This is a genomic window from Thermanaerosceptrum fracticalcis, assembly GCF_000746025.2.
Classification (GTDB): Bacteria; Bacillota; Peptococcia; order DRI-13; family DRI-13; genus Thermanaerosceptrum; species Thermanaerosceptrum fracticalcis.
This window is the reverse complement of the sequence record NZ_CP045798.1, coordinates 1,557,483-1,578,976: the sequence shown is the minus strand read 5'-3', so window position 1 is coordinate 1,578,976 and position 21,494 is coordinate 1,557,483. Positions and strand designations below refer to the sequence as shown.

The following is a 21,494-nucleotide window of genomic DNA, read 5'->3' as shown; positions in this document are numbered from 1 at the left end:
TATGATACAACCCAAACATACGTTCGTCAAATATTACTTAGATGGTAAATATGGAGTAGATTCCCATACCCTCTTGAGCCTGTCTTCCCTGCTTACGATTATGGCCGGGTATCCTTTGTTAAGGAAAGTACGAATATAAAATTACGGAATATCCGCTAGACAAAAAGGCCCGAGGCGAAGCCTCGGGTTTTCTTAGTTTTAGTTAAAGAGGAATTAACAAATCTTTTACCCAAAAAGAATTGTCTCTAAACATGAAGAAGATATAGTAGAAGCAATAAGTTGTTATGATAGGTGGTTGACGAGATGGCTAAAATACTGATCGTGGATGATGATGAGAATATACAAGAACTGCTAAAGTACAACCTGGAGAAGGAAGGCCATTATATAAGAATAGCCGGTGATGGACGACAAGCTCTGGAAATGGCAAGAGAATTTTACCCGGATCTTGTGCTTCTGGATATGATGCTGCCATACATGGACGGGCTGGAAGTATGTCGCCAAATGCAGGGTGATAAGGCTTTAAAAGATATACCTATTTTGATCCTGTCAGCCAAAGGGGAAGAACTGGATAAGGTCGTCGCTTTAGAACTGGGTGCAGAGGACTATCTTACCAAACCCTTCAGTCTCCGTGAGTTACAAGCCCGGATAAAGGTGCGTCTTCGCAACAAAAAAAACGAAGCTGTTGAAACTGAGCCTAAAGTCATTAAAGTAGGGGAATTAGAATTACGGGTAGGCGAATATGAAGTCTTAAAAAAAGGCCAACGTTTAGAACTATCCCCTAAAGAATTCGAGCTGTTACAAGTACTCATGTCTCATAAAGGAAAAGTCTTAAAAAGGGAATTCCTCCTCAAAGAAGTCTGGGGATATGATTTTTTGGACCAAACACGTACCGTAGATGTCCATGTGCGTTTTTTGCGCTGTAAGCTGGAAGATAATCCTGATGATCCTGTTTATATTGAAACAGTTCGGGGTGTTGGTTACCGTTTCCGGAGCTCCTAAAGATTCAATTTTGGAAAATGAGATAATCTTTAACCGTATGGCGGGTAAATACCTGTTATACGGTTTTTAATTACCAAAATAAGATTTGACTAATGCAGGTAAATTTTTGGCAGGAAAATAACGACAGGTGGGGAATATCAATAATAAGCTGGAGCGCAAAGGAGTGATTTTATGCAGAAGACGCTAAGTATAGAAGAGTTAAAAGACATTTGCAGGGATGTACGGGCCGATATTGTACGGATGACGGCCGAAGCGGGTTCCGGCCATCCGGGGGGCAGCCTTTCTTCCGTGGAGTTGCTTGTACCCCTCTATTTTAATGTCTTAAACCACAGGCCTTCCCAGCCGGACTGGCCGGAGAGGGATCGGTTCATTCTCTCTAAAGGACATGTAGGACCTGTGCTTTATTCGGTGATGGCCCGTACCGGTTATTTCCCTGTAGAGGAGCTCTTGACTTTTCGCAAAATGGGCAGCAGGCTGCAGGGACATCCCAGCATGAAAGCTTTGCCCGGATTGGAAAGTTCCAGTGGCTCCTTGGGGCAAGGTTTATCCATTGCCAACGGTTTGGCTCTGGCCGCCAGGCTGAATGGCCGATCTTTTCGGGTCTACTGCCTGATGGGTGACGGTGAACTCCAGGAGGGTCAGGTTTGGGAAGCAGCTATGACTGCTGCCCACTACAAGTTAGATAATGTTTGCGCCCTGGTTGATTACAATAACCTGCAGATTGACGGTAAAGTGGAAGATGTAAAAAATATAGCGCCTTTGAGCGCTAAATGGCAGAGTTTTAACTGGCATGTAATCGAAATAGACGGGCATGATTTAAGCCAGGTCCTGGAAGCCTATAGAGAAGCTAAAAGCCAAAAAGGCAAGCCTACGGTAATTATCGCTCATACTATTAAAGGAAAAGGTGTTTCCTTTATGGAAAATGCCGCCGAATGGCATGGCAAGGCACCAAACAAAGCAGAACTTGAGCGGGCTTTGCAAGATATTTATGGAGAGGAGGGGCCGAGATGAAAATGAAACCAACCCGGGACGGTTATGGTGAAGGCTTATTGGAGCTGGGCAGAACCAACCCCGATGTGGTCGTGTTAGATGCAGATTTGGCTAAATCTACACGCACGGAATGGTTTATGAAACAATATCCCGACAGATTTTTTGATATGGGAATCGCGGAACAGGATATGCTGGGAACAGCGGGCGGTTTAGCCCTGGGCGGCAAGATTCCTTTTGTGACCACCTATGGTGTTTTCGTGGCCGGCAGGGCCTGGGATCAAATCAGAACAACCGTAGCCTATGCGGGATTGAATGTAAAAATCGGCGGTGCCCACGGCGGTATTTCTGTGGGGCCTGATGGTGCTACTCACCAAGCTTTGGAGGAAATTGCCCTGATGAGGGTTCTTCCCGGAATGACTTTGATCATACCGGCCGATGCCGTAGAAGCCAAAAAGGCTACTATTGCTGCCGCAGGGATTAACGGCCCATGTTATTTGCGTTTTGCCCGGGAAGCAACCCCTGTTTTTACCAGAGAGGAAGATCCATTTGTTATCGGTAAGGCCAATACATTAAGAGAGGGCAGCGATGTCACCATCATTGCCTGTGGGCCTATTCTTTATGAGGCTTTGCTGGCCGGTGAGCGTTTGCAGGAAAAGGGAATAGAGGCCAGGGTCATTAACATGCATACGGTGAAGCCTTTGGATGAGGAAGCTATCCTTAAGGCTGCTTCCGAGACGGGGGCCATTGTCACCGCCGAGGAGCACCAGATCATAGGCGGGTTAGGCGGAGCCGTAGCTGAGGTTTTAGTTAAGCATAAGCCTGTGCCTGTGGAGATGGTGGGTATCAACGACACCTTCGGCGAGTCGGGTACCCCCGAGGAGCTGGCAGAGAAATACGGGCTGACGGCCAGGGATATAATGCAAGCGGCAGAAAGAGTACTTGGGAGAAAAAAATAAAGTGAAAAGGCCCATGCTTAATGTCCAGGAAATGAGGCAGTACGGAAAGGATGGTTCAATGAAAAACATAAGTTTATTAGGTTTTATGGGTACAGGCAAGACTACCATCGGGCTGGGGCTGGCTTGCGCCTTGGGTTGGGATTTTGTGGATACTGACAGCTTGATTGAGCAGAAGATGGGTATGAGCATTGCCAATATTTTTAAGGAGTTTGGTGAAAAACGTTTTCGTTTAGAAGAAAAAGAAGTGATAGCCGAAGCTGCCCGGAAAGTAAAGCAAGTAATTTCTACGGGCGGCGGTGTAGTCTTAGATAAAGAGAATATTGACTGTTTGCGAAAGAATTCTGTCTTAATATGCTTAGAAGCTTCTCCCGATGTGATTTACGAGCGGGTTGGCGGGGATAATTCCCGTCCCTTATTAAGAGGGCCCAATCCACTAGAACATATTAGAGACTTGTTAAAGGCGAGGGAGCCTTACTACCGCTGTGCCGACTTTTATGTAGATACCTCTAACATCAATATTCAGGAAGCTGTAGAGAAAATTTTAACGGAGTTGGGTAAATGGGGAATAAAGATAAACAGCAGTGAACCATACCACAAGTAACGGCGAAATTTTGAGCAAATTGAAGAAGAGGCCGCAGGGGACGCTATACAGCGTTTTTGGCCTGTGGCCTTTCTGTAGGTCGGGATTTGAGGAAAACTTGCGTTTAGAGCCTACTGCACGCTGTTTGGGTCTTTCAGATGGCAAGGGAGAACTTCCGCAGGGGGGCTTTCCTTGCATAACGAAAAGACCCTTCTTCATTTTCTGCAGAAGGGTCTAACTCAAAAAAATGTTTTTGTAAGCTTTCATCGAAGGTTAGTTCCACATTGTCAATCTTGTGTTCGGCGTTCACGGATATCCGTTTCACCACCAGATGCAAGAGGGTTTTGCGTTGCTCTGGAGGGGCGCTTCTCAGCACCTCATCGGAACCGTCCCATCACTGCCTTAGGTTTTTACAAAAATTTGGAGAAAACTATATGAATATGCACTATTGAATAATTTCAAGGGGAAACCTTTTATGGAGGTGCGAACATGCCAAATGAGGCTGACACCTGCAGAAGATACGTCCTGCCAAAGTTCTATGCGGCTGGTTGGACTGACGATCAAATCAGCGAACAGAAGACATTCACGGACGGGAAAATCGTTGTGGCTGGGAACAAGGCCACAAGACAAAAACCGAAACGGGCCGACTACATTCTAAACTATACGCGGGACCTCATGATTTCCGTGGTTGAGGCCAAGGCGACTTACAAAAGCGCGGGGGACGGGCTCCAGCAGGCCATGGACTATGCCCAAACCCTGGGGCTCAAGTTTGCCTACTCTACACGGCGGAAAAAGTACGCGAGATTTTCACTAAAACAAATAGTTTCATATATAGATAATCTTTGTGCAAAGATTAGTACGTTTATCAAAATTCAAAATAACACTAAAGTAGAGTTGGATTTATTACTTCCGTCTATTTTGGCTAGAGCATTTAACGGAGATTTGCTTTAGAGGGAGTACCAATATTATTGCCTTCTAAAAGGATGTGGCTTGCGTGGTTCCTGTTCCTACTAATATTTACCACATCACCCATATTGATAATCTGCCTTCGATTATTGAGAAAGGTGGCCTGTTTGCATGTTCAAATGAAGCAACAGACGGTCATTTTAATATTGCTCACCAAAGAATTCAGGATCGCCGTCACATTTTTCCTGTCCCTTTACCTCCTTATGGAACCGTTCATGACTATGTGCCATTTTATTTTGCACCCAGGTCACCAATGTTATATAGTATTTATAGAGGGAATGTAGATGGTTATCGTGGCGGTCAACGCCCGATTGTTTATTTGGTGTCTACCGTACAAAAGGTGGAGGAAGCGGGTTTGCCGTTTGTTTTCACTGATGGGCACGCAATTATGCACTTGTCAAATTACTACAATAATGTTTCTGAACTCTGCCAAATTGACTGGGAGGTTATGCAGGCCAGGTATTGGGCTGATACAGAAGACGATAATGACAGGCGCAGAAGAAGGCAGGCGGAATTTTTGGTATATCAGTTTTTCCCGTGGAGCTTGATTGGCGGGATTGCAGTGTATGACGGGAAAATTGCCGAGCAAGTAGGAAAAATGCTTCTAAATGGCGAAATGACTACTAAAATACGTGTAAATCGGGAATGGTATTATTGAGAGAAGGAGGTGGAATGGTGATCGAGTATAAAAGAGGCAACTTGCTTGAAGATGAAGCAGAGGCGCTAGTGAATACCGTCAATTGTGTTGGCGTAATGGGGAAAGGGATTGCGCTTCAGTTCAAGCAAGCGTTTCCCCAGAATTTTCTTGAATATCAGAAGGCATGCCGCAAGGAAGAAGTGCAGCCTGGCAAAATGCTTATACATGATACAGGAAATTTATTCAAACACAAATATATTATCAATTTTCCGACTAAGCGGCATTGGCGGGGGAAGGCTTTTTTGAAAGACATTGAACTGGGATTGCATGAACTGGTTAAAGAGGTCAAGCGGTTAGGAATTAGGTCTATTGCCATTCCCCCCTTAGGGTGCGGAAACGGCGGCCTGGATTGGGAAGTTGTGAAGCCAAAGATTGAAGCGGCTTTTGCTCAGTTGCCAGAGGTGTGTGTGCATTTGTATGTACCTGCTGGAAGTCCTGACAACGAAGCAATGAAGGTCAATACGAAACGGCCTAGGATGACTAGGGCGAGGGCTTTGTTCATCGCACTAATGGAAAAATATACAGTGCCTGGATACAGGCTCTCTTTGCTCGAAATTCAGAAACTTGCTTATTTTCTCCAAGCGGTTGGCGAACCATTGCGTTTGAATTTTGTCAAAGGGAAATATGGACCTTACGCGGAAAACCTAAATTTTGTCCTTCAGAATTTGGAAGGGCATTATATCCGTGGTTATGGGGATCGCAGTAGGAATGCTCAGATCAGGTTATTGCCTAAAGCCTATCAAGAGGCAGAAGAGTTTTTGCAGGCGGAGCCAGAAAGCAGAAAAAGGCTTGAGAATGTAGAAAAAATCATTTTTGGCTTTGAAACACCTTACGGTTTAGAATTGCTTTCTACCGTGCATTGGGTTGCAAACGAAAATCAGGGAAAATGCACCGATTTACAGACGATTTTTCTAAGTATTCAGGAGTGGAATGAACGAAAACGTGAATTATTCAAGTATGAGCATGTGCAAAAAGCCTGGGAACACCTCAAAAAGTTTGATGTGCTTTTTGATAGAAAGGCCGAAAACTGTGAACTCTAAAATGTCGTCTCAGAATGACGGGATGACATTTTTTTATCAAGGGGTCAAAAAATTTCGCCCTTTGACCTGTTACGGTGAAGGTAAATTTAAATAAAAAATTATACCTACTTGCAATTTTTCTCTTTACTATATTGCAAAAGGGAGGTATAATCTAAAACAACACATTATGTAAATTCTAAGAATATAGTATGATAAGTTAGTTAAATTAGTTGAGTTTTAGTTTAGTTGAGTTGAGCTGAAGTAAGCCGAGATGAGATGAGTTGAGTTTAGATTTAAGGGGTTTTGATGTACATTTACCATTTTTGTTATGATATTTTTACCCTTAAATACTCAATTGCGGAGCACATCCAGGGCGGTCAGCCTTGGATTTTGTTTTTTAGGTCCAATTTAAAATAAAGTGAAAGACTATGAAAGGGAAGAGTAAGTGAAGTAAAAGCCAGGTACAGAGAGCAAGGCCATGGCTGGAAGCCTTGCCCGAAGCTTTTCACTGAATGGGCCCTGGAGTTGCAGGCTGAAAATCTAGTAGGCTGGAACGGGAGCTCCCGTTATAGAGCAAAGCCTTCGGCACATGTCGGTGGCGGATGTAAAGAGAGACCGGGGATTTATCTTTTGGTCTAAGTTGGGTGGTACCGCGGGAAAAAGACTCGCCCCTTCGAGGGGTGGGTCTTTTTTTAGTCTATTATAAAGAGGGGAATGGTGGAAATGTATCCGTGCTGTGTAGAAGAATTTATCAAACTAGCTCAAAAAGGAAATATTGTTCCAGTTTATGAGGAATATTCGGCAGCCCTGGAGACACCCTTATCCGTCTTCATGAAAATGAGAAGAGGCCCTTATGGGTTTTTGCTGGAAAGTGTAGAGAGGGGGCAAAGCCTGGGACGCTACTCCTTCATAGGTTCGGAGCCTTACCTGCTTTTTAGCGCTAAGGATGGGAAAGTGACCATTCAGGAAAATGGGAGGATAATTGACTTTGCCTCTTCAGATCCTTTGCTGGAATTAGAAAAGATTTTTAAAAGGTATCACCACGTAAAAGTTCCGGGTCTTCCAGGTTTTACGGGAGGAGCGGTAGGATATTTGGGTTATGACATGGTTCGTTATTTTGAAAAGCTGCCTCCCAAAAAAGAAGAGGATACGGGTTTCCCGGACTGCATGTTTATGTTTACCGATACCTTGGTAATCTTCGATCATGTCCGGCAGACCATACAGGTTGTGGTAAACGTCAGGGTGACAGATAATCCGCATCATGATTATCGGGAAGCCGTAAGAAAAATTAAGTTTGTTAGCGCCAGGCTAAACGATCCCTTGCCTTTGTGTCAACTAAGTAACACGGCTAGACCTCAAAAAAATCTAAATTATAGTTATAATCTTACTTCAGAGCAATTCCAGGAGATGGTCAATGAGGCCAAAAGCTACATTAAGAAGGGAGATATTTTTCAGGTAGTTTTATCCCAGCGTATCAACATCCAACTGGAGACGGAGCCCCTGAAAATTTACCGGATGTTACGTTCCCTAAATCCTTCTCCCTACATGTTTTATTTACATCTGGACGATATTCGCTTTGTAGGTTCTTCACCGGAACTGCTGGTTAAGGTGGAAAAGGAAAAAGTTGAGGTTAGACCCATTGCCGGAACCCGGCCCCGGGGTAAAGATGAGTTTACTGAACACCAGTTGGAAAAAGAGTTGTTAGCCGATGAGAAAGAAAAAGCAGAACATCTCATGCTGGTAGACTTAGGGCGTAATGATTTGGGCAGGGTATCCAGGTATGGTTCTGTAAAAGTAGAAAATTTTATGGAAGTTGAAAAGTATTCCCATGTCATGCACCTGGTTTCCAGAGTAAAAGGGACGCTATTACCCGGTTGTAACTGCTTTGATGCTTTGAGGGCCTGTTTTCCCGCAGGTACAGTATCAGGAGCCCCTAAAATCCGGGCTATGGAGATTATTGACACACTGGAACCCACGCCCAGGGGACCCTATGCCGGGGCTGTAGGGTATATCAGTTATGGGGGAGATATGGATACATGTATCACCATTCGTACTCTCGTTGTAAAGCAGGACACAGGTTATATCCAGGCCGGAGCGGGGATTGTGGCCGATTCGGATCCCTTGAAAGAATACCAGGAAACCCAAAATAAAGCCAGGGCCCTTTTAAGGGCGGTGGAAATGGCAGAAAGGGGGGAAGCCTATGTTGCTGGTCATCGATAACTATGATTCTTTTACCTATAATTTAGTACAGTACCTGGGGATATTGGGGGCGGACAGCAAAGTGGTACGGAATGACCAGGCCAGTATTCAGGATATTATCACTTTTCAGCCGGAAAAAATCGTAATTTCTCCCGGACCTGGGACTCCTGATGATGCTGGAATCTGCAAGGAAGTGATTAAAAGATTTTCCGGAAAAATTCCTATCTTGGGGGTTTGTTTGGGACACCAGTGTATCGGTGAGGTCTTTGGTTTTCCCGTTGTACCGGCTCAGGAACTGGTTCATGGTAAGACTTCTCCCATCTATCACACGGGTAAGGGACTTTTTTCCGGTATTCCCCAGGGTATCCGGGTAACCCGTTATCATTCACTGGTACTGGAAAAGGACCATACTTCAAAGGATTTGCACATTATAGCCAGGACCGGGGATGGGACCATTATGGCGGTACAACATCAAAACCATCCCACTTTCGGAGTACAGTTTCATCCGGAATCCATTGCCACGGAGTATGGTCTTGATATATTAAAAAATTTCCTGGCTTTTTGAGAGGAAAGGTAGCGGAGATGAGCAGAGAGGAGAGAGGAAAATATGGGACTTTATAAGTTAGCCAGCAGGGAGTTTCAGGCGGAAGATACGGTTATCTGTATAGGAGATGTGACCATAGGCGGTCGGGAGTTACAGGTCATGGCCGGTCCTTGTGCCGTAGAAAGTCGGGAGCAGGCTTTGGAAATTGCCAAAATAGTTAAAAAAGGTGGGGCCCGTATTATGAGGGGAGGGGCTTATAAACCCCGCACATCACCCTACTCTTTCCAGGGTTTGGAGGAAAAGGGCTTAGAGTATTTGGCTGAAGCCGGCAGAGCTGCGGGTTTATTATTAGTTAGTGAAGTTATGGATACCAGAAGTGTAGATCTGATAGCAAATTATGTCGACATTTTACAAATAGGGGCCAGGAATATGCAAAACTTTGCTCTGCTGCGGGAAGTAGCGAAGAGTAATAAGCCTGTCCTTTTAAAACGGGGCCTGTCAGCAACGATTGAGGAATGGATTATGGCAGCTGAGTATATTTTAGCAGGTGGCAACAGTCAGGTAATCCTCTGTGAAAGAGGCATTAGAACTTTTGAAACCTTTACCCGCAATACCCTGGATTTATCTGCAGTACCTGTTATCAAACAACTGACTCATCTGCCCGTTATCGTGGACCCCAGTCATGGAACGGGAAGGTGGGAATTAGTTAATCCTATGGCTAAAGCCGCTATCGCAGCCGGTGCAGATGGACTGATCATTGAAGTACATCCCCAGCCCAGTGAGGCCTTGTCAGATGGGCCCCAGTCCCTTAAACCGGAAAGATATATGCAATTAATGAAAGAATTGGAACAAATTGCATTATGTGTGGGAAGAAATTTCAGGACATCTGGTGTCTTAAAGAAAACAGGCACAGAGGGATAAATAAGGGTGAAAAAATTTCCGGCCTGATGAGCTGAGTTTAGTAGAGATGAGAGGGGAGACAAAATGATCAAAGAGATTATCCACAAGGTCGTGATGGGGGAAAATTTGAGTTTTACCGAGGCCAGAGATGTGATGGAGCAGGTCATGGAAGGCAAGGCAACGCCGGCCCAGATCGGCAGTTTGCTTACAGCCTTGAGAATGAAAGGCGAAACCGTTGAGGAAATTGCCGGTTGTGCCGAAACTATGAGAACAAAAGCCTTACCCATAACCAGCAAGCACAGTACCTTAATTGATACCTGCGGCACAGGCGGGGATGGCAGCGGTACCTTCAATATTTCTACAACCGTGGCCTTTGTCGTAGCCGGTGCGGGCTTACCCGTAGCCAAACACGGTAATCGTTCCGTATCCAGCAAAAGCGGCAGTGCTGACCTCTTGGAAGCCCTGGGAGTAAAAATTGACCTTTCCCCCAGTGAAGTAGAAATTATCTTAAATGAGATCGGCATCGGCTTTTTATATGCGCCTGTTTTCCACCAGGCCATGAAGCACGCTATTGGTCCCAGGCGGGAAGTGGGTATCCGCAGTATCTTTAATATTTTGGGTCCCCTGACTAATCCGGCCCGGGCCAAAGTTCAGGTACTGGGGGTTTATGACCCTGACTTAACGGAGATTATGGCACAGGTGCTGGAACGTCTGGGAGTGGAAAGTGCCTATGTTGTTCATGGGGCCGGCGGTTTGGATGAAATCTCCACCCTGGGACCTACAAAGATAAGCTGCCTGCAGCAAGGTTCTATTAAAACTTTTACAATTTATCCCGAAGATTTTGGTTTGGCCAGGGTTACCCTGCAGGACCTCCAAGGGGGAGATGCTCACCATAATGCCCAAATCACCAGGAGTGTCCTGGCCGGGAAGAAAGGTCCCTACAGGGATATTGTCCTTTTGAATGCAGCTGCCGCCTTTGTAGCCGCTGGGATAGCTAAAGACTTGGCTTTTGGCGTCAAAATGGCTGGGAATAGTATTGACTCGGGCCAGGCCCTGGAAAAACTGGAGCAATTAATTGAGGCTACTAACGGGATAAAGCATTAGGGGGAGTATCAATGATCCTGGATATGATTATTACGCATAAAAAAAGTGAAGTAAGCGAAAAGAAAAAGCTGGTTCCCCTGGATGAATTAAAAAGACAGTTAGCCGTGTTACCCCATGGGAAAAAAAGCTTTCAGCAGGCTCTGGCCCAGGAGGGTGTGAGCCTTATTGCAGAAGTGAAAAAAGCTTCGCCTTCCAGGGGGGTGTTGCGGGAAGACTTTGATCCTGTGAAAATTGCTGCCTGTTATGAAGCAAATGGGGCGGCAGCCATCTCGGTGTTGACGGATGTGGGATTTTTCCAGGGGAGCCTGGACCATTTAAAGAAGATTAAGCAGTCAGTCCGGTTACCCGTTTTACGCAAGGATTTTATCATTGACCCTTATCAAATATATGAGACAAAAGCTTATGGCGCCGATGCCCTTTTATTAATTGCCGCAGTTTTACAAAAAGAAGAGTTAACTTCCTTTCTTAAGCTGGCTCGCGATTTGGAACTGGCTGCTCTGGTAGAAGTTCATTGCCCACAAGAATTAGAAAAGGCATTATGGGCCGGGGCGGAAATCATAGGCATTAACAACCGGGATTTAAAGACCTTTAAGACAGACTTACAGACTACCTTTGAACTGGCAGGATTAGTGCCTGACCGGTGTTTGCTGGTAAGTGAAAGCGGGATCTCGACGGTTCATGATCTAAAACGGCTGGCTGAAGCAGGTGTGGATGCTGTTCTGGTGGGAGAGGCCCTGGTTACCAGCTCTGATCTGGGCCTTAAAGTACGAGAACTGGCAGGCAGGTGAGCTTATGGTATGGATTAAGATCTGTGGGATTACAAACCTGGCTGATGCAGAGACGGCCACAGCCTTTGGGGCCAATGCTTTAGGGTTTGTCTTCGCACCCAGTAAAAGAAAGGTGGAGCCCGATACCGCCAGGCAAATCATCAAGGCTCTCCCGCCAGAGGTGGAGAAGATAGGTGTATTTGTTAATGAGGAAGTTGCTAGAGTAAAGGAAATTGCCAACTATTGCGGCCTGACGGGTTTACAGCTCCATGGTGAGGAGTCGCCGGACTACTGCAGCTATTTTCGAAATTATGACGTCATCAAGGCTTTTCGAGTCAGTAACTATATAGACTGGCAGAGTATTAAACCTTATGTAGTTAATCAATGTATCAACAAAATCCTGCTGGATACTTATGTTCCCCAGCAACTGGGTGGCACAGGGAAAACTTTTCCCTGGGAAATAGTTGGAGAGCAGGAATGGGAAGTACCGGTTATCATTGCAGGGGGGCTGAATGCCGGCAATGCAGCTCTGGCCGTCCGGCTGGGAAAACCCTTTGGTGTTGATGTGGCGAGCGGCGTGGAAAAGGAGCCTGGCAAAAAAGACCCGGTAAAACTAAAAGCTTTTATCGAAAAGGCAAGGGGGTTAGAAAAGTGAGAAAAAACAGCTATTTTGGGGAATTTGGCGGTCAATTTGTCCCGGAAACTTTAATGCCGGTCCTTCTGGAATTGGAAGCGGCCTATGAGCAGTATAAAGATGATTCTGACTTTAAAGAAGAGCTCCGGTATTATTTGACAACCTATGTGGGAAGGCCCACGCCTTTATACTTTGCCCGGGGATTGACCGAATACCTGGGCGGTGCCAAGATCTATCTGAAAAGGGAAGATTTAAACCACACGGGTGCCCACAAAATTAATAACAGCCTGGGACAAACCCTGCTGGCTAAGAAAATGGGGAAAAAGAAAATTATCGCGGAGACGGGAGCAGGGCAACACGGCGTGGCCACGGCCACGGCTGCTGCTCTCCTGGGTTGTGAATGTACGGTTTTCATGGGGGCAGAAGATGTTAAACGCCAGTCCTTAAATGTCTTCCGTATGAAATTACTGGGAACCCAGGTCATTGAAGTTACATCTGGCACACAAACCCTTAAAGACGCCACTAACGAGGCCTTGCGCCACTGGGTAGCCACGGTGAGAGACAGCCACTATGTTATTGGTTCTGTGGTTGGACCCCATCCATACCCCACCCTGGTCCGGGATTTCCAAAGTATCATCGGGGAGGAAACCAAACAGCAGATCTTAGAGAAAGAAGGCCGGCTGCCTGACTATTTGGTGGCCTGTGTGGGCGGGGGAAGTAATGCCATGGGCCTGTTTCATCCCTTTGTCCATGATCGTGAGATAAAAATGGTGGGTGTGGAAGCAGCCGGCTGTGGCGTAAATACCGGCCAGCATGCAGCCTCCTTAACCGCCGGGAGTAAAGGAGTTTTGCACGGGGCCTTAAGCTATATCCTCCAGGATAGCGACGGCCAGATAATACCTGCCCATTCCGTTTCCGCAGGTTTGGATTATCCTGGGGTGGGGCCTGAACACAGTTATTATAAAGACAGCGGCCGTGCCCAGTATGAGGCTATTACGGATGAGGAAGCCTTAGAGGCATTTCAGATGTTATCGCGCCTGGAAGGGATTATCCCTGCCCTGGAAAGTGCCCATGCTCTTGCTTATGTCAGGAAATTAGCTCCCACTTTGTCCCCTGAACAGGTAATTGTCGTGAATTTATCCGGGCGGGGCGATAAGGATGTAGAAACAGTCAGTAAATTGCTGGGAGGTAGAGCTCGTGAGTAGAATTGCCGAAACCTTTACTAATTTAAGGCTAAAGGGGCAGAAAGCCTTAATCCCTTATGTCAGCTGCGGTGACCCGAGTTTGGAGTTTACAGAACAATTAGTCTTAAAACTAGTAGAAGCCGGGGCTGACCTGGTGGAATTAGGGGTCCCCTATTCAGACCCGGTAGCAGACGGCCCCACCATTCAAAAAGCTTCCCAGCGGGCACTGGCAGGGGGCATCACATTAGAAAAAATATTCCAACTGGCAGCCCGTTTGCGGTCAAGGGTGGAAACACCCCTGATTTTAATGACTTATTACAATCCTATTTATCGTTTTGGCCTGGAAAAATATGTTTCCAGGGCTCAAGAAGCGGGCATAGATGGTCTCATTGTACCTGACCTTCCCCCGGAAGAAGCCAGGATTCTGAAGCAAATTACGGATCCGGCTGAAATAGACTTGATTTTTTTAGCAGCTCCTACCAGTACTGCCGAACGCATGGAAAAAATAGCGGCTCTGGCTCGCGGTTTTATTTATTGTGTTTCGGTGACGGGAGTAACAGGCAGCAGAGAAAATATTGCTTCAGGTTTAGAAGCTTTTTTGGCTCAAATACGCTCTCACACTGATCTGCCTCTGGCAGTGGGTTTTGGTATAAAAAGCCCCGAAACGGCAGGTAAGGCTGCCGCAATAGCCGATGGCGTGATTGTAGGCAGTTCCCTGATTGAACGGATTGAAGAAAATCTACCTCTGGTTAAGGATGAACCTGAGAGGGTAATTAATGAAGTTTGTGCTTATTTCGCAAGTCTAAAAAAAGCTATGGAAAATACTCATTTTGCCATGAACTAAATACTGTTATGAAAATATAATCGGCAGGGGTTAGATTTCCCTGCCAATTTTTTATTAAAACTCCATTGTCTGAACTGTGTCGGGAATTTTTCTTGATTTCTTCCTTGTTTAAAATTTGACTTTTGCGTCAATACCATTATGTAACGCTAGTGACTTAAAACCAACTGTAAACCGAATTTCTACATAAATTTAAAGATATTTTAATTATAGCTTTATAATTGTGTATTATGATTTAAGGCAAAAGTAGATATGTTGTGGGTGGAGTTAAGGAGAAACCTTAAACAAAGTTCCAGAAACGGAAAACGGGCAAGTTTTTGGGATTTAGTTAAGGTTTCTTTTTTATAGCTCAGAGTCTAGAACAAGGTGACATTGGGGAGATGATGTCCATCAACAAAGCACAATTTTATCAGAGACTGGCTAGCATCAAGAAAATTGCTGCCATTAAAGAACCCAAATACCTAGAAAAGGCTTTAGAAGCTGAGCTAAGTGCAGTCGTGCTTTCGATCGGTAACATTGCTGTGATTAAGCGTTATGTGGACCTCTTTAAACGGTCTAATTTCCCGGTATTCTTACACATTGAAAGAATTGGAGGGATCAGCCATGACAAAGATGGTGTTGATTTTATTGCCCATTATGTAAAACCTGTCGGTATCGTGAGTACCCGTAATAACTTAATTATCCAGGCTAAAAAACAAGGGTTGTTGACGATTCAACGTTTATTCCTGGTCGATAGTGATGCAGTCAAATCTGGACTTCAATCAATCCAAGAGACACAACCTGATGCAGTGGAATTTATGCCTGCTTTAGTTACGGATTATATTGCTGAATTCAGAAAAGAAATTGATCTTCCTATTATCGCCGGAGGGTTGATAAGGACAAAAGATCAGATGAGAGAAGCTATAAGACATGGGGCTACTGCTGTCTCAATGGGAAATTGCCAATTATGGAAGGAAGATTTGAATTATGAATAATACCCGTTGTCTTCTTTTTGATCTTGATGGAACTTTGCTAGACAGCCGAGAGCCTATTGTTGATGCCGTCTATGCTACCGTTCAAAAGTACCAGCCCGGCATGTTTGCGCGAGAGGATCTCTTGCGGCGCTTCGGTGAGTCCTTTGACGATTTTTTTCGGCGAATCTCACCAGAACTACCAAGTGGAGTTACACGAGAACAATTTTTTATTACGTATCTTGACTATATGAAGATTTATCATGGTGAAAAACTAAAACTCTTTCCGTTTGTGCGTGAAGGGCTTGAGGATTTGAAACTATTGGGATACCAGTTGGGAATTGTCACGAATAAACAGCGGGAACTTGTGCTTGAGGGTTTGCAGTCTGTCAATATTCTTAATCTTTTCGACACTGTTGTTACCCTTGATGACGTAACAATGGGAAAACCCTTCCCGGAACCCATTGTCAAAGCAATGGATTTTCTGGGAGTGAAGCCGGATGAAACCATTATGGTTGGGGACAGCAGGTATGACGTGCTGGCAGCACGTGCAGCCCGGGTAAAAAGTGTAATCCTGGAATGGTACGGACAGGAGAAATGGCAGGAGCCCCTTCCTGATTATCGTTTCCCTAATTTCCACAAGTTTTCTGAAAAAATCCTACATGTTAACAGAATCTGTGAGCTGAGAGCCAGGACTCGGCAAACATAAAAGTCATCCGAAGATTTAATTTCAAGAACGCAATTCATGGAGGTAACGGTGATGTCCAAAATACAATTCAAAGATGTTACGAAAATTTATGATAACAAAAAGACAGTTATTGAAAATCTTAACTTGGAGATAGAGGATGGTTCTTTCACTGTTCTGGTAGGACCTTCGGGTTGCGGAAAAACAACCGCTTTACGGATGGTGGCCGGTCTGGAAGAGGTAACTAAGGGAAATATTTTTATCGGGGATGAGGATGTTACGTTCAAAGAACCAGGCGACAGGGGTATTGCTATGGTGTTTCAAAACTATGCCATATATCCCCATATGACAGTCCGTGAAAATATCGAATTTGGATTAAAAAATGCCAAAGTTCCTAAAGAGGAGCGTCAGCAAATTGTAAAAGATGTGATTCAACTTGTAGGGCTTGATGGGTATGAGAGCGTTAAACCGTCTAAGTTGTCGGGAGGACAAAGGCAGCGTGTGGCTCTGGCACGGGCCATTTCTAAGAAACCCAGGGTATTTCTAATGGATGAACCTTTATCCAATCTGGATGCCAAATTGAGAAACCAGATGCGCACCGAGCTGATTCAACTGCATCACAAGTTAAAATCCACCTTTATTTATGTAACCCATGACCAGATAGAGGCCATGACCATGGGAGACAAAATTGTCATTATGAACGAAGGGAAAGTGTTGCAAGTCGGGTCTCCCAGGGAAATATATAGCAATCCCCAAAGTATTTTTGTTGCACAATTTATTGGTGATCCGGGGATGAATGTGATAAAGCTCAAAAGTGGGAATTATTTCGGATTCAGGCCTAGAAAGGTGGTTTTCCAAGCAACGAGTGAATTAGAAGGCATTGAGTTCAATGGAATGGTGCTGACCCGGGAAATTTTGGGCTCAGAGGTTTTGTACTGTATCGACACAACCTTAGGTAAAATCATGCTTAAAACCAATAATGAAACCTACCAGCCTGACGATACGGTCAAGCTCTATGTTGAGAAAACAAATTTATATTTCTTTGACCGGGAAGAAAACCGAATTTATAGCCAGAAAGAGATAGAGGGACTTTATCAAGAAGTGGTGATGCACAATGGCAATCTCCAGAACGAAAAAAATTGATACCGCTTATTTGTATGTACTTCCTGCTGTCATCGGATGCCTTGTATTCACGATCTATCCAGTTGTTTATGTTATGTACTTGAGTACGCTGTCCTGGGATTTGATTAGCCCGGATAAAACGTTTGTGGGGTTGGATAATTACAAACGATTACTCACCTCGCCGGAATTCCAGCAAGTTCTCATTAACAGTGCCACTTACATGTTAGTTATGGTGACGGTATCCATCAGCATTGCATTGGTTTTGGCTGTGTGGCTGAATAAGCGTACGAAACTTCATAACTTTGTGCAAACATCGATTTTTACTCCCCATATTATTTCTTTGGTTTCGGTCGCCATGCTGTGGATGTGGATTATGGACCCGGAATACGGACTTTTAAATTACATCTTGGGCTGGTTGGGGATACCCGGATTACAATGGATTGATAATCCTGATACCGCCTTGCTTTCTGTGATTATTGTCGGGATATGGAAAGTTATAGGTTACAATGTTTTGATTTTGATCGCTGGTTTGCAAAGCATTCCTTCCTATATTTATGAATCAGCGAAACTTGACAAAGCTAACAGGGTTACAACCTTTTTTAAGATAACCATTCCCCTTCTTTCGCCAACACTGTTTTTCTTGCTCATTGTAAACATTACATCGTCTTTTCAGGTTTTCGATTCAGTTAGGGTCATGACTCAGGGAGGACCGGTTAATTCTACCAATGTCCTTGTACACTGGATTTACCAGACGGGCTTTGAATTTTACCGTATCGGAGAAGCAGCAACCGGTTCCGTGCTCCTGTTCATCATTGTAGCGCTTGCCACCTTTGCCAACTTTAAGTTGCTGGCAAGTAAGATTCATTATCAATAAGCTTAGGTAGGGGGGTGAGAGCGGACAGGGAGCTTGCTACCTGGTATAAAAAACTATAAAGAGGAGTGAACACATGCGAGATATATCAACCCCTATGGAAAAGTCTTTTTCCCAAAGGATACCTCTGTCCAATGCTAATACTCTGGTGTCCCGAGCATTAGCCATATTAGCCAGGAAATTATCACTAGGCAAATTACTTGAAACTATTTTTTTGGTTGCTTTATCCTTAATCTTTATCTTCCCGTTTTTCTGGATGTTTACCACGTCTTTTAAGACACTGCCGGAAACCATGTTGTTTCCTCCAACGTTACTGCCTCAACAGTGGATGTCCCAAAACTATATGGAAGCATGGCGGTCAGGGCCTTTTCCAACTTATCTCTTTAACAGTATTTATATTGCCGTCGCAATTTTGATTTTGCAATTTGCAGTCATCATTCCGGCAGCCTATGCCTTTGCCAAGAAAAGCTTCAAAGGTTCCAAACTCCTATTCGGGATGATTTTGTTGGGATTGATGATTCCCACCCAGGTGACTTTTTTGCCGATCTACTTGCTGTTTAGTAAGGTGGGGTTGATTAATACTCCTGCGGCTCTGATTCTTCCGTTTGCTTCTTCTTCGTTCGGTATCTTTCTTTTGACACAGAATTTTAAGCAAATCCCCGATGAAATCATTGAAGCCGCAAAACTGGATAAAGCTTCAGAGTTTAAAATTATTTTCCGAATCATGCTGCCTATGGCAAAACCGGCCATTCTCACATTTGCGCTCTTTTCTTTCATCGCCCACTGGAATGATTACTTCTGGGTTTTGACCATGACAAATTCGGATGCGATCCGGACTCTGCCTGTGGGAATTGTCAATCTGAAAGATACGGAAAGCATTAAATCATGGCATGTTATTATGGCAGGAAATATGATCTTGGTAGCCCCGATCCTTTTTATCTACTCTCTAGCCAACAAGTATATAAAATCTGCCTTTACCTACAGCGGTATCAAATAGTCCTCCCTAATCAAGGAAATTATTGAACAGAAAGGAAGATAAACAATGAAATACTCTAAGAAAATCATTGCTGGAATTCTCTTGATGGTTATCGCCAGTACATTGTTATTAGCAGGTTGCGGTGCTGGAGCCTTAAATGTCAACAACTCTTCACAAAGTCAATCCTCAAATAACGGTCCTGTAACCATTGATTTCTGGTATGCCATCGGCGGACGTAACGGCGAGGGTGTTGAGAAGTTAGTTAAGGACTTTAATGCTTCTCATCCCAATATTGTCGTCAAAGCTACGCACCAGGGTGACTACTATGCAAATGCGACAAAACTGCAGGCAGCCCTCGTATCCGGGAATCAGCCCAATGTTGTGATGCTGGAAATTGCTCAGGTAGGACAATTTGGTTATTCTGGCGCCTTGGCTGACCTTGGTCAATACTTTTCCCAAGATGAGATAAGCAAGTTTCATGAAGGTCTACTGAAAAATTCTTATGTCAATAACAAGTTTGTAGCCGTGCCCTTTAATAGAAGTACACCGATTCTCTATGTTAATAAAACCATGCTGAAAAACGCCGGTTTAGATCCTGCCGGTCCTAAAAACTGGGATGAATTAAAGGAGTATGCCAGAAAATTAACGAACAAGGATCAAGGAGTCTATGGCTTTGAAACGCCGATTGATATTTGGTTCTATGAAGCCGGGGTATTCCAACAAGGTGGCAAGATTTTTTCGGATGATGAAAAACATGTAGCCTTTGATAGTGAAGCAGGTTATGGCATCGTAAGGCTATGGCAGGAAATGGTCAAGGAAGGAACCATGAAAGCCCCTCCGGGGCAGGACTATAATGCATGGGATGTTGCCACTAACGATTTTGTCAATCAGAAAGTGGCCATGATTCAGGTTTCTACAGCCAGCTTAGGCGGTTTAATCAAGTCTACCGAAGGGAAGTTCGAATTAGGTACCGCGTTCTTGCCGGCAGGGAAACAATTCGGTGTGCCTACAGGTGGGGCCAATCTGGCTGTATTGCAAAAGTCCTCTGAAGCTGAAAAGAAAGCTGCAGTAGAATTTATCAAATGGCTCACCAACAAAGAAAATGCGGCCTTTTTCAGCGAGTGGTCTGGTTATATGCCGGTTACCAAAGAAGCGGTTGAATCTGAAAAGATCAAGGCACTGTACGACAAATACCCTCAATACAAAACTGCTTTGGAACAGTTGCAATATGCTCAAGCTAGGCCGATGATTAAAGGCTACCGCGAAATGACGGTTAAAATTCAGGATGAACTGAAAAGGGCTATGCTTGATACTTCTATTACCCCTGAACAAGCGGTAAAGAATGCAGCCAAACAAGTACAGGATTTGCTAAATAAAAACAATTAAGGAGATAAAGGCGGGTAAATTCAGATGCAAAACTATGTGCTAGCACACCGTGGATGGTGTGGTGTTGCCCCGGAAAACACTATGGCTTCTTTCCGGATGGCGGTTAATGATCCTACTGTAGATGCTATCGAGTGTGATATCCAGTTGTCTAAAGATGGGGAAATTGTCGTAATTCACGACTTTACTATCGACAGAACGTCTAACAGTACAGGTTTAGTAAGAAACTACACGTATGAAGAACTATTGCAATTTGATTTTGGCGGCTGGTTTTCTGCAGAATTTAAGGACGAAAAGATCCCTTTGTTTAAAGACCTACTAGAGCTAGTTGATGGGGAAAAGCGCCTGGTGGTAGAAATTAAAACAACTGCCAATCTTTACCCAGAAATTGCCGATAAGTTATTAGAAGCGATTAAACATTATCCGAAAGACAGGATCATGATCGAATCATTTGACCATTCCTTGATGAAAAACATTAAGGAAAAGGATTCTGAACTTTGCACAGGGCTAATTTTCCACGATAACGTAACACTGTTGCTGGAGCAAATGAAGTACACTCGAAGTAATTTTGCGTCCATCTATTTTGGTAATATCACGCAACAATTGGTCGATGAATTAACGGCTCACAATATTGAGATTATTTTATGGACACTGAATCATGAGTGGCAGTATGACTATATCAAACAGTTTAAAGGAACATTCTATATTGCCTCTGATTATCCAGGGCTTGCCATAAAACACATGTCATCATTGTAATGGGAGCTTAGAGGGAAGTTGCTTACGGAGAAAAGTCACAGCTTGAGGTAGCTGTGGCTTTTCCTCGTGCCTCCTCTTTTGTTGTTATGACAAAAAGAAAAACCGCCCTAGGCGGTGGGAGATATGTCGTGCTAAAATGGAAGTATAAACCAGTAGATTCTAACGAAGTCCCTAGGGAGAGGTTTCTGAAGAGAAAAAGCAGGGGAGTTCTTGAGGCCTATCTCAACCAGTTGGGTGAGCAGGGCTGGGAATTTATCAATATTGACTTTACTGATGGAATAGGGATATCTTTCGTTGGAGTAGCAAAACGAGAAAGGAAGGATAAACAACAGGGGTCGAAGAAATTTTTATAGAATTAAGTGAATTAAATA

At 44.3% G+C, this 21,494-nt stretch carries 25 protein-coding genes and 1 other annotated feature; of the genes, 24 read left to right on the top strand and 1 reads right to left on the bottom strand.

Features of this window, described 5'->3' with window-relative positions; genetic code table 11:
* The first annotated feature begins 1 nt into the window (after position 1).
* The 5 genes from BR63_RS08235 to BR63_RS08215 all read left to right on the top strand — a co-directional run bounded on the left by BR63_RS08235 (position 2) and on the right by BR63_RS08215 (position 3,546).
* Positions 2-139 carry a hypothetical protein gene (locus BR63_RS08235; protein WP_153802071.1) on the top strand — a complete coding sequence of 46 codons (138 nt, stop codon included), beginning with the start codon at positions 2-4 and terminating at the stop codon, positions 137-139.
* A gap of 164 nt (positions 140-303) precedes the next feature.
* Positions 304-999 (top strand): response regulator transcription factor, encoded by a 696-nt coding sequence (locus tag BR63_RS08230; RefSeq protein WP_034421963.1) that lies wholly within the window; start codon positions 304-306, stop codon positions 997-999.
* Between the two features lie 171 nt (positions 1,000-1,170).
* On the top strand, positions 1,171-2,010 hold the full coding sequence (locus tag BR63_RS08225; protein WP_034421961.1) for a transketolase: 840 nt from the start codon (positions 1,171-1,173) through the stop codon (positions 2,008-2,010).
* The gene (locus tag BR63_RS08220) at positions 2,007-2,945 is read left to right on the top strand and encodes a transketolase family protein (RefSeq protein WP_034421960.1); all 939 of its coding nucleotides are present in this window, start codon (positions 2,007-2,009) and stop codon (positions 2,943-2,945) included. The genes BR63_RS08225 and BR63_RS08220 overlap by 4 nt, the downstream gene beginning before the upstream one ends.
* A 58-nt stretch (positions 2,946-3,003) precedes the next feature.
* On the top strand, positions 3,004-3,546 hold the full coding sequence (locus BR63_RS08215; protein ID WP_034422021.1) for a shikimate kinase: 543 nt from the start codon (positions 3,004-3,006) through the stop codon (positions 3,544-3,546).
* Between the two features lie 133 nt (positions 3,547-3,679).
* On the opposite strand, the gene BR63_RS08210 is transcribed toward BR63_RS08215, so the two are convergent.
* The gene (locus BR63_RS08210; RefSeq protein ID WP_153802070.1) at positions 3,680-3,901 is read right to left on the bottom strand and encodes a hypothetical protein; all 222 of its coding nucleotides are present in this window, start codon (positions 3,899-3,901) and stop codon (positions 3,680-3,682) included.
* A gap of 113 nt (positions 3,902-4,014) precedes the next feature.
* Here BR63_RS08210 and BR63_RS08205 point away from each other — a divergent pair, with 113 nt between their 5' ends.
* From BR63_RS08205 to BR63_RS08115, 19 genes are all read left to right on the top strand, one after another.
* Entirely contained in the window at positions 4,015-4,476 is a 462-nt protein-coding gene (locus BR63_RS08205) for a hypothetical protein (RefSeq protein WP_034421958.1), read from the top strand.
* Positions 4,477-4,519: 43 nt separating this feature from the next.
* Entirely contained in the window at positions 4,520-5,149 is a 630-nt protein-coding gene (gene darT / locus BR63_RS08200) for a type II toxin-antitoxin system toxin DNA ADP-ribosyl transferase DarT (protein ID WP_034421957.1), read from the top strand.
* A 14-nt stretch (positions 5,150-5,163) separates the two neighbouring features.
* Positions 5,164-6,228 carry a type II toxin-antitoxin system antitoxin DNA ADP-ribosyl glycohydrolase DarG gene (darG, locus tag BR63_RS08195; RefSeq protein ID WP_081908131.1) on the top strand — a complete coding sequence of 355 codons (1,065 nt, stop codon included), beginning with the start codon at positions 5,164-5,166 and terminating at the stop codon, positions 6,226-6,228.
* A 398-nt stretch (positions 6,229-6,626) separates the two neighbouring features.
* Positions 6,627-6,883: a binding site (T-box leader), on the top strand.
* A gap of 47 nt (positions 6,884-6,930) precedes the next feature.
* Positions 6,931-8,427, top strand: coding sequence for an anthranilate synthase component I (trpE, locus tag BR63_RS08190; RefSeq protein ID WP_034421953.1), 1,497 nt, complete (start codon positions 6,931-6,933; stop codon positions 8,425-8,427).
* Positions 8,408-8,971, top strand: a complete 564-nt coding sequence (locus tag BR63_RS08185; protein WP_034421951.1) for an anthranilate synthase component II — start codon at positions 8,408-8,410, stop codon at positions 8,969-8,971. Before trpE ends, BR63_RS08185 begins: the two co-directional genes overlap by 20 nt.
* 42 nt (positions 8,972-9,013) lie before the next feature.
* On the top strand, positions 9,014-9,871 hold the full coding sequence (aroF, locus tag BR63_RS08180; RefSeq protein WP_081908130.1) for a 3-deoxy-7-phosphoheptulonate synthase: 858 nt from the start codon (positions 9,014-9,016) through the stop codon (positions 9,869-9,871).
* Positions 9,872-9,934: 63 nt separating this feature from the next.
* Entirely contained in the window at positions 9,935-10,954 is a 1,020-nt protein-coding gene (gene trpD, locus BR63_RS08175) for an anthranilate phosphoribosyltransferase (RefSeq protein ID WP_034421949.1), read from the top strand.
* Positions 10,955-10,965: 11 nt separating this feature from the next.
* Positions 10,966-11,742, top strand: a complete 777-nt coding sequence (gene trpC, locus BR63_RS08170; RefSeq protein ID WP_034421947.1) for an indole-3-glycerol phosphate synthase TrpC — start codon at positions 10,966-10,968, stop codon at positions 11,740-11,742.
* Positions 11,666-12,376 carry a phosphoribosylanthranilate isomerase gene (locus BR63_RS08165; protein ID WP_243270083.1) on the top strand — a complete coding sequence of 237 codons (711 nt, stop codon included), beginning with the start codon at positions 11,666-11,668 and terminating at the stop codon, positions 12,374-12,376. The genes trpC and BR63_RS08165 overlap by 77 nt, the downstream gene beginning before the upstream one ends.
* Positions 12,373-13,560: a tryptophan synthase subunit beta gene (gene trpB, locus BR63_RS08160; RefSeq protein ID WP_034421944.1), complete on the top strand. Its 1,188-nt coding sequence runs from the start codon at positions 12,373-12,375 to the stop codon at positions 13,558-13,560. Before BR63_RS08165 ends, trpB begins: the two co-directional genes overlap by 4 nt.
* Positions 13,553-14,383 carry a tryptophan synthase subunit alpha gene (gene trpA, locus BR63_RS08155; RefSeq protein ID WP_187142860.1) on the top strand — a complete coding sequence of 277 codons (831 nt, stop codon included), beginning with the start codon at positions 13,553-13,555 and terminating at the stop codon, positions 14,381-14,383. Before trpB ends, trpA begins: the two co-directional genes overlap by 8 nt.
* Before the next feature lie 377 nt (positions 14,384-14,760).
* Complete coding sequence (locus tag BR63_RS08150) at positions 14,761-15,354, top strand: glycerol-3-phosphate responsive antiterminator (protein WP_207724780.1); 594 nt, start codon at positions 14,761-14,763, stop codon at positions 15,352-15,354.
* The gene (locus BR63_RS08145) at positions 15,347-16,039 is read left to right on the top strand and encodes an HAD family hydrolase (protein ID WP_051966265.1); all 693 of its coding nucleotides are present in this window, start codon (positions 15,347-15,349) and stop codon (positions 16,037-16,039) included. Before BR63_RS08150 ends, BR63_RS08145 begins: the two co-directional genes overlap by 8 nt.
* A 51-nt stretch (positions 16,040-16,090) precedes the next feature.
* Complete coding sequence (locus tag BR63_RS08140; protein WP_034425733.1) at positions 16,091-17,158, top strand: ABC transporter ATP-binding protein; 1,068 nt, start codon at positions 16,091-16,093, stop codon at positions 17,156-17,158.
* Entirely contained in the window at positions 17,130-18,011 is an 882-nt protein-coding gene (locus tag BR63_RS08135) for a carbohydrate ABC transporter permease (RefSeq protein ID WP_034425730.1), read from the top strand. The genes BR63_RS08140 and BR63_RS08135 overlap by 29 nt, the downstream gene beginning before the upstream one ends.
* A 73-nt stretch (positions 18,012-18,084) precedes the next feature.
* Positions 18,085-19,005: a carbohydrate ABC transporter permease gene (locus tag BR63_RS08130; RefSeq protein ID WP_243270082.1), complete on the top strand. Its 921-nt coding sequence runs from the start codon at positions 18,085-18,087 to the stop codon at positions 19,003-19,005.
* 45 nt (positions 19,006-19,050) lie between these two features.
* Positions 19,051-20,370, top strand: a complete 1,320-nt coding sequence (locus BR63_RS08125; protein WP_034425727.1) for an ABC transporter substrate-binding protein — start codon at positions 19,051-19,053, stop codon at positions 20,368-20,370.
* Positions 20,371-20,394: 24 nt separating this feature from the next.
* Positions 20,395-21,123, top strand: a complete 729-nt coding sequence (locus tag BR63_RS08120; RefSeq protein ID WP_034425725.1) for a glycerophosphodiester phosphodiesterase — start codon at positions 20,395-20,397, stop codon at positions 21,121-21,123.
* Positions 21,124-21,251: 128 nt separating this feature from the next.
* Complete coding sequence (locus BR63_RS08115; RefSeq protein ID WP_034425723.1) at positions 21,252-21,476, top strand: hypothetical protein; 225 nt, start codon at positions 21,252-21,254, stop codon at positions 21,474-21,476.
* Positions 21,477-21,494 lie beyond the last annotated feature (18 nt).